We start from the raw sequence: 7516 nt of genomic DNA on the forward strand, positions 1-7516 counted from the left end.
GAGCATTTTTTACCATCAAAATGCACGATGCATGACATTTTATACATAAATGGATGTGGGAAGTAGGGAAGAAATCTGACTTTTCACGGTATCTGGAAAACCTCTCTCTAAATCTCTCTCCTTTTAGGAGAGAGACTTTGAATTTTCCCCCTTCCCGACGCGGGAAGGGGGTTAGGGGGTTAGGTTTTTCATGGGTTCTTCTTACATTACGTAAAAATTCAGGCAAGTAATCCGCTCACTAGGAGTAGGGTTTTAAATAAATCTTAAGAGTCCCTAATCCCTAACTCAAAAAGCCCATTTTTATGCTTTTAGACTTTCAGACTTGCTGCACTATCTTGTAATCTAAAACAAGAACACAGCTTCTAAAAGGGGAATAAGTTACAGCTTCAAGGTTACAGCGCAAAGGGAGGGATATTGACTCATTCCCCATTACCCCTTATCCCCAGAGGGGGCCCCACCTTCCCCATTCTCAACTCCCCATTCTGCACTCCCCATCGAAATCGCTATGGCACCTTTACCCGATTACCGCCCTAAACAATTATCTTTAGGCCCGTTGGAAGCGGAAATTTTAAATATCATCTGGGAATTTGGTTCAGTCACAGTAAAGGATGTGCATGATCGCATTCTGGCTGATCCCAACCGCGAATTAGCTTATACTTCTGTAACCACCGTCTTACGTCGCCTCACTGATAAAGGTTGGCTGGCGTGCGACAAGAAAGAGCGAGCATTCTATTGGCGACCACTGTTGAGCAAGCAACAAGCAGATGTGATCAAAGCTCACGAGCAGTTACAGCGATTTCTAGCGGTGGGAAACCCCGATGTTATTGCTGCCTTTGCTGATAGTCTGGATGAAGCAGCCAGTGAGCAAATAGCAGCGATCGCCAAACGTATTCAATCTGCACGCCAAGCCAGGGAGGAAAAATGATGCATCTAATAATGATTTTGAATGCTTTGGCAGTTGCCTGGTGGTTAAGATCCTCTTGGAATCAACACCAAAGCAGTTGGAGTGTCCGGTGGCAGCGATCGCTATTTTTGTTTCTCTTTCCGCCCTTGTTAATTTTCATGACAGCGATCGCCGTGCTATTCATGGGCCCCCAAGGAGAAATGGGCGGGATGTACACAGGCTCCGTCAGCTATGTAGTGGCATTAATTTATGTGGCATTTTTTGCCATTTTATGTATTAAACTTGCTTTCCAGGGTTGGCAGTCTGTGGAATCTGCTCGAAACTATCCTCTGGTGAATTTGGGGGATAAACGAGCCAGGTTACTGCAAACAGGCGCGTTGTTTGCAGGTCAAATTGGTTTTTGGCAACCAGAATTAGTGATTAGCCAGGGATTACTGCAAACTCTCTCACCAGATCATTTAGAAAGCGTCTTAGCGCATGAGCAAGGGCATCACTATTATAGGGATACATTCTGGTTTTTTTGGCTGGGTTGGGTGCGTTCCTGCACTGCATGGTTGCCAAATACAGAGCCTTTGTGGGAAGAACTGTTAGCTTTGCGCGAACTCCGTGCCGACAGTTATGCAGCATTGCAGGTAGACCCTTTGGTGTTAGCGGAATCACTTTTATTAGTAGTTAGTAGCAGTCCCGTCATATCGGAAATTTGCTGTGCTGCATTAGGTTCCTCTGGTGCAGATCGCTTAGAACAAAGAGTAGAAGCTTTATTAGCACCACCAGAAGCAACCCCAGAAGCTCAATTACAATCCTGGCATGGCTTTTTGTTGGCATTTCTGCCTCTACTGACTGTGATATTTCATAGTTAAGTTGAATTTAGCAAGTTGCTATAGCACGAAGCTGCAACTATAGCGACATCCATCGTCCCTGTAGCAACATCCGTCATCCCTGTAGCAACATCCGTCGTCCCTGTAGCGACATCCGTCATCCCTGTAGCAACATCCGTCGTCCCTGTAGCGACATCCGTCATCCCTGTAGCGATATCCGTTGTCCCTGTAGCGATATCCGTCATCCCTGTAGCGACATCCGTCATCCCTGTAGCAACATCGGTCATCCCTGTAGCGATGTCGGTTGCCACATAACGATGAAAATTTTGAATATAGCGGTTCCCAATTGCATGGAATACAGACCTAACCCCCAGCCCTTTCCCTTCTAGCGTTGGGGAGTAAGATTCAAAGCCTCTCTCCTAAAAGGAGAGAGGTTTGGAGAGAGGTCAAAAATGTACTGTACCAAGCGAGAACTACTATAGCGTTGTTAATATTACTCTTCTTCTAGCAACTGTTCTATATATTTTTGCACCAACGGCACTTGGAAAGCATTGCCTTTTTGAGTCAAGATTTCTTTTCGCGTTAGTTTGCGGACAACGCCTTTGTCTTGCGGTGTGGGAATTTCCCCGTGGATTATCCGACGTAGCAGAGAGCGATCGCTCTCTGCTAAACTCCTCCATAATTCCCGAAAATACTGAACGCCTACCTCAAGCACTTGAGGAATAATCGTTTCAGTTTGGCAATCTACACCCCGTAACGGTAAGTAAATAACCGCATAACGACTGGTGTTTTGTAATACTCGCTGCTCCAAAATGCGAACGAAATAATGCAGCAACGAAGATTTACCAATGTGGTTCTCACCAACTATATTTATACTTGTAGGCTGATCGCCTTTCATCCGAGATGCGATCGCCTGTAATTCATCTTTACGACCGACAAACAGGCAATTATCCCCGCAGCCACAAAAGGATTGTCAGGCAGCGCTCCAGAAGTCATGTCAAGCGTTTATCCTAGTTTTAGCAATTTAAGTGCAATCACCTAAAAGAATAGCACTAGCCCAGATTGGCGCAAATAAAGCAACCATTCCAAATCAACCAAAAGCTTACATTCTAAGCTTTTTGACTTTTGACTTTTGACTTTTGACTTTTGACTTCCGCCTAGCGGTACTAGCCCCATAATGTTTTTGCGATTTGGTTATTGGGTATGTGCTTTTGCCATATAATGACAAGTCACAAGATTCTTAACACGAGATTGAAAAGCAAATCATTTCAATCTGTTATACAGAAATCTGAATTTGGTATATGTAGCTCTTTTGAGTAAAGACTACAGTTACAGCAATGAGACTCAAAATCTTAGAACAAACTCCAACATTATTGAAACTACAACTCAAGCCAGCAGCTATCCTCTACTGGTTATTTGGCGGACTATTTGTAGCAGGAGGCGTTTTTTTGATAATCACACTGGCAAAGACAACTACTTTTACTTGTAATCGAGTTGAACCCAGTCAAGAAAGTTGCCAATTAATTACCAAGAGTCTTTTAAAATCTCAAGTTAAAAATTGGAATCTCAAAGACGTGCTAGGTGCAAAACTAGACACTAGTACGACTGCTGGGAATAGTTATCCCTTGCTACTTCTAACGAGAGATGGTTCAATTTCTATAGATTTAGTAAATGCAGACAGCACTCACAAGGAATCTAACGCTAGACAAATCAATGCCTTTCTTAAAAACTCACAACAACCAAAATTAACTATTCATGAAGATACTCGTTTGTGGACTTATCCTCTAGGTTTATTCTTGATTGCAAGTGGTACTGTTTGCATTATTTTTATGCTGATGAATGGCACAATCATTTGCATTTTCGATAAAACCCTTGACAAAGCGACTATCGAACGTAAAGGTTGGCTTGGCAAAGAAGTTATTGAAACTAAACTCTCAGAAATATCAGGGCTGAATATGAATGCAGTCACAATTGACACAGTAACAGGCACAAGTTCAACTAGTTACAATATTGTCTTAAACTTGGTATCTAATAAAAATATTTATTTGGCTGCTGGCCCAATGTTTACTGCTACAAGTGCAGAACAAACCGTTGATGCGATCGCCACTTTCCTGAAACTAGATTAACTTGAGAGCAACCCCTTTAGCACCTTTCCTAAATACTCATACTGCTCTAAAGCATTGTAAATCTGCGCCGAAATCCTTACCAACAGCTGAGGTTTTTCCTGCCACGGGATCAATTGCACTTGAATGCCAAACTTATCAAACAACTCATCATGTATAGACATAAAATCGCGGTTTTCTAACATCGTAGGCATCGGTACAACCGCCATTGAACCAATCATCTCCTCTGGACAAGGCGGCTGTACTTCCAGCGCTTCACAAAGTAGCTGTCTTCCCTGCAACACTAGCTGATGATTTTGCTGCATCAATTCTATCCACCCACCAGGTAGCAACGAACCCATATAAGCGATCGCTTCTGGTACACACATATAAGCTGTAGGATCGTTTGTACCTGTCCAGTCAAATTCCAACTGAAAGCATGTTTTATCAGTCCGTGGCGAATTTGTGCCGTGGCTAATTGTTAAGGGACGAATTTCTGGCTGTTTATCTCCTTGCACATACAAAAATGCTGCCCCTTTTGGCGCACACAGCCATTTATGACAATTTCCGGTGTAATAAGTTGCGCCAATTTCTTCCAAATTGAGGGGAATCATCCCAGGTGCATGGGCACCATCTACCAATGTATCTACACCCCATTGTTGCAACTCCTTCACCAACTCTTGGATTGGGAAAATTAGCCCTGTCTGGCTGGTAACATGATCCAAAAGTGCTAATCGTGTTTTTGGTGAAACTCGCTCAATTACTCCTGCCACTACTTGCTGCGGCGAGTCAATGGGGAAAGGAATTTTTGCCACCACCACCCGCGCACCAGTGCGACTGGCAACAAAATCAAGTGCATTGCGGCAAGCATTATATTCGTGGTTGGTTGTGAGTATTTCGTCTTCTGATGAAAACGTCAACGACCTTAACACCGAATTAACACCAGTCGTCGCATTGGGGACAAATACCAAATCTTGAACATCAGCACCCACAAACGCCGCCAGCTTACTTCTGGCATCGTCTAGCAGCGGTTCCCATTCTCTACCAAAAAAGCGTAAGGGTTCTTGTTCTAGCTGCGATCGCAGTCTTTGTTGAAACTCCAGCACTTGTTTAGGACAAGCACCAAAAGACCCATGATTCAGAAACGTCACAGCTGGATCAAGCGACCATAGATTTCTGACGGATAATCTATAACCCAAAATTTAAAATCCAAAATTGCTAAACTCCCCAGGCTGGATTCGAACCAGCGACCAATCGATTAACAGTCGATCGCTCTACCACTGAGCTACTGAGGATCACTCACGATTTACAATTTTAGGGCTAAAAATAAGATTTGGCAAGTACTTTCGCCAATATTTTTTTAGATGCTTAATTATAGAATTTTGCAGACAAAATCCATTTAGCAACTCAAGCAGAAACTTTTAAATACTAATATCTACTGTAATCCCATTCGTAATTCAACCAGACGCTGCCGCGCCTTAGCATCAATGGCATTAGCTAAAAACCTACTCTTAGATTGTTTGCGCGTATGATACTTCTGTCGCATCCGACAGACGGTAGCTTCCACTTCCCCACAGAGTTGTTGTGCCGACAACCATTCAGCCCCATATCCTTGTATCATCAACTGCTGTGCCCGGTCAGATGTAGCAACAATCACACGATAAATCAAAGACTGGGCTATTTGCTGGCGCATAGAGGCACAAGATTTTTCAATATAAGTATCTGCTGTTTGCCCAAAATCAGTGTAATAAACAGATAAATGCTCAGTAATAATTTCTTTATTACTAGAAGAGGTCTGATATTGGGCATCAAAAACTATCTGAGTTGCATAACCTTGAAACGCACTATAACCAGTCATTGCTTCTACAAGTTCACCCCGTGCTGCCTCTAGTCCAACACTATCACGCGTTTTTTTAAGGCAAGGCCAAGCGCCAATTATATTGTAGCCGTCTACTAACAAAACGGCTTGGGGTATAGAACGGGGCATGGTTTTTAATCACAATTTTCTAGAGTTAACAAAATTCATTCATAAGTTTTATAATAATTGATGCATTGTCTGTAACATTATGTTACATAGAAGAAAAAATACGGCAGCCTCACAAAACTAAAACCTAAGACAGACGCACCAACTTAAAACGCGCCTTTGTTTAAAAGGCGCGTTGCAGTTCTTTTTCAGTAATGGTGAAAATGAAGAGTACTAAGTTAAAAGACCAGCGATAAAAGGCGGAGCATGTACTGGGTATGAAAGTCCTGAGTACTTTTTACTTCACTGGGCACCTAATTAAGAAGCTTCGCTGTGTACCTGCATCAGACGTTGTTTGAGGCGTTGGGCTTCACCGCTATCTACCAGAGAGCCTTTTTCTAGCAAGAAAGCGCCGTCACAGTAATTTAACTCGTCTAATCGATGTGTCACCCACAGGGCTGTAATACCTCGACTTTTGACCAGACGGCGGACACCAGCAACTAAATCCAACTGACTATCTGGATCTAGTAAGGCAGTGGGTTCATCTAATAATAAGACTTCGCAGCGACGGGCGATCGCACCTGCGATCGCGACTCGCTGTTTCTGTCCCCCAGAAAGCGCATAGATAGGGCGTCGTTGGAAGGCAAGCAAATTCACCGCCCCTAGCGCCTCCTCAACCCTTGCTCTGGTGGCAGCAGGTGGCAACTTTTCTTCCACCAATCCAAAAGCCACATCAGCACCAACCGTTGGCATCACCAGTTGATGATCTGGATTTTGGAAGACAAAGCCAACGGGGTGCAAAACCCGAATTTTCCCAGACTCAGGAGCTAATAACCCCGCCAGCAGTCTAAGTAACGTTGATTTACCGCTGCCATTTGTACCCAAGAGCATCCAAAACTCACCCTTGGGTACTTCTAAAGAGCAAGATTTGATAACTTTCTCTCCATTAGGCCAACTGAAATTTAAATCCTTGACCTCAATGCCCACTTGAGCCATTTGTCAACCTTGGTTACTCAGCAGCTACAGCGAAAAAGCCAGGTGGTCTGCCACCACCAGGGGTTGTACCATCTTTCTGAACAATCTGCACCCCAGAAATTTCACTAGCGCGGACGGCAATTTTTTTTTCTGTCTTGCCCTCGCACTTGAGTTCTACAATGTCAGGGTTGCCAGAACGGATTGCTGCCAAAATTAGCTGATAGACAGCCTCAGCATCCTCTGCTGACTTACGTTGTACTGAGATCGGGAAAGCAGTGTTTCTGATGCTTAAATCGATGGTAAACATTTAGCAATAATCAAATTTAACTGTAGGACTCATTTTAGCGTCAGCTGAGTGATTCTAGGGAAATGGGCATTGGGCACTTGTACTGAGCGGCGTCGAAGTATTGGTTATTCTCCTCTGCTCCTCTGTCCCCTGCCCCCCACCTCTTTAATTTGACCTCATCTGGATCAAAAATTAATTTTTATGACAAATCCCCTAGAAAAATTAGCGATTTACACTTAATATGATTAAAGGTTCGTAAAAAATTGTAAACTTGGTTAACAACCGGTTAACTTTCTGCTTATGGATGGCTTTTATATAGCCGTCTATAATATAGATACAACCTGTACTTATAAATATTTGGAGATTTTCTCTCATGACCATCGCAGTTGGACGCGCCCCTAGTAGAGGGTGGTTTGACGTTCTAGACGACTGGCTCAAGCGCGATCGCTTCGTATTCGTAGGTTGGTC

9 protein-coding genes and 1 tRNA gene are annotated in these 7516 nt (G+C 43.4%); 3 read left to right on the forward strand and 7 right to left on the reverse strand.

Translation table 11 applies throughout. From position 1 onward, the window contains the following. Positions 1-505 precede the first annotated feature (505 nt). A complete protein-coding gene (locus V7K40_RS00390; protein WP_334725367.1) occupies positions 506-925 on the forward strand; it encodes a BlaI/MecI/CopY family transcriptional regulator in 420 nt (139 codons plus the stop codon). After that, the gene (locus tag V7K40_RS00395) at positions 925-1764 is read left to right on the forward strand and encodes a M56 family metallopeptidase (protein WP_334955864.1); all 840 of its coding nucleotides are present in this window, start codon (positions 925-927) and stop codon (positions 1762-1764) included. The genes V7K40_RS00390 and V7K40_RS00395 overlap by 1 nt, the downstream gene beginning before the upstream one ends. Here V7K40_RS00395 and V7K40_RS00400 read toward each other — a convergent pair. After that, on the reverse strand, positions 1761-2033 hold the full coding sequence (locus V7K40_RS00400) for a hypothetical protein (protein ID WP_334955855.1): 273 nt from the start codon (positions 2031-2033) through the stop codon (positions 1761-1763). The two genes, V7K40_RS00395 and V7K40_RS00400, sit on opposite strands and share 4 nt — an antisense overlap. Positions 2034-2215: 182 nt before the next feature. After that, positions 2216-2620: a hypothetical protein gene (locus tag V7K40_RS00405; RefSeq protein ID WP_334955856.1), complete on the reverse strand. Its 405-nt coding sequence runs from the start codon at positions 2618-2620 to the stop codon at positions 2216-2218. 439 nt (positions 2621-3059) lie between these two features. On the opposite strand from V7K40_RS00405, the gene V7K40_RS00410 reads away from it, so the two are divergent. Next, entirely contained in the window at positions 3060-3848 is a 789-nt protein-coding gene (locus tag V7K40_RS00410; protein WP_334955857.1) for a hypothetical protein, read from the forward strand. Here V7K40_RS00410 and V7K40_RS00415 read toward each other — a convergent pair. The 5 genes from V7K40_RS00415 to V7K40_RS00435 all read right to left on the reverse strand — a co-directional run bounded on the left by V7K40_RS00415 (position 3845) and on the right by V7K40_RS00435 (position 7069). Next, positions 3845-5023, reverse strand: coding sequence for an aminotransferase class V-fold PLP-dependent enzyme (locus tag V7K40_RS00415; RefSeq protein WP_334955858.1), 1179 nt, complete (start codon positions 5021-5023; stop codon positions 3845-3847). The two genes, V7K40_RS00410 and V7K40_RS00415, sit on opposite strands and share 4 nt — an antisense overlap. Positions 5024-5047: 24 nt before the next feature. Next, a tRNA-Asn gene (locus V7K40_RS00420) sits at positions 5048-5119 on the reverse strand. A 140-nt stretch (positions 5120-5259) separates the two neighbouring features. Further along, the gene (locus V7K40_RS00425; protein WP_334955859.1) at positions 5260-5811 is read right to left on the reverse strand and encodes an NYN domain-containing protein; all 552 of its coding nucleotides are present in this window, start codon (positions 5809-5811) and stop codon (positions 5260-5262) included. Positions 5812-6105: 294 nt separating this feature from the next. Next, on the reverse strand, positions 6106-6783 hold the full coding sequence (locus tag V7K40_RS00430) for an ABC transporter ATP-binding protein (protein WP_334955860.1): 678 nt from the start codon (positions 6781-6783) through the stop codon (positions 6106-6108). Between the two features lie 13 nt (positions 6784-6796). Next, positions 6797-7069: a hypothetical protein gene (locus tag V7K40_RS00435; protein WP_012410874.1), complete on the reverse strand. Its 273-nt coding sequence runs from the start codon at positions 7067-7069 to the stop codon at positions 6797-6799. Positions 7070-7516: the final 447 nt, after the last annotated feature.

It is taken from the genome of Nostoc sp. (assembly GCF_036917195.1).
In the GTDB taxonomy this organism is placed as follows: Bacteria; Cyanobacteriota; Cyanobacteriia; order Cyanobacteriales; family Nostocaceae; genus Nostoc.

Excerpts from the sequence above, each read along its gene's own strand:
- V7K40_RS00425 (WP_334955859.1), bottom strand. The coding sequence starts at position 5,811 with ATGCCCCGTTCTATACCCCAAGCCGTTTTGTTAGTAGACGGCTACAAT.
- V7K40_RS00435 (WP_012410874.1), bottom strand. The coding sequence starts at position 7,069 with ATGTTTACCATCGATTTAAGCATCAGAAACACTGCTTTCCCGATCTCA.
- V7K40_RS00410 (WP_334955857.1), top strand. The coding sequence starts at position 3,060 with ATGAGACTCAAAATCTTAGAACAAACTCCAACATTATTGAAACTACAA.
- V7K40_RS00390 (WP_334725367.1), top strand. The coding sequence starts at position 506 with ATGGCACCTTTACCCGATTACCGCCCTAAACAATTATCTTTAGGCCCG.
- V7K40_RS00405 (WP_334955856.1), bottom strand. The coding sequence starts at position 2,620 with ATGAAAGGCGATCAGCCTACAAGTATAAATATAGTTGGTGAGAACCAC.
- V7K40_RS00395 (WP_334955864.1), top strand. The coding sequence starts at position 925 with ATGCATCTAATAATGATTTTGAATGCTTTGGCAGTTGCCTGGTGGTTA.
- V7K40_RS00430 (WP_334955860.1), bottom strand. The coding sequence starts at position 6,783 with ATGGCTCAAGTGGGCATTGAGGTCAAGGATTTAAATTTCAGTTGGCCT.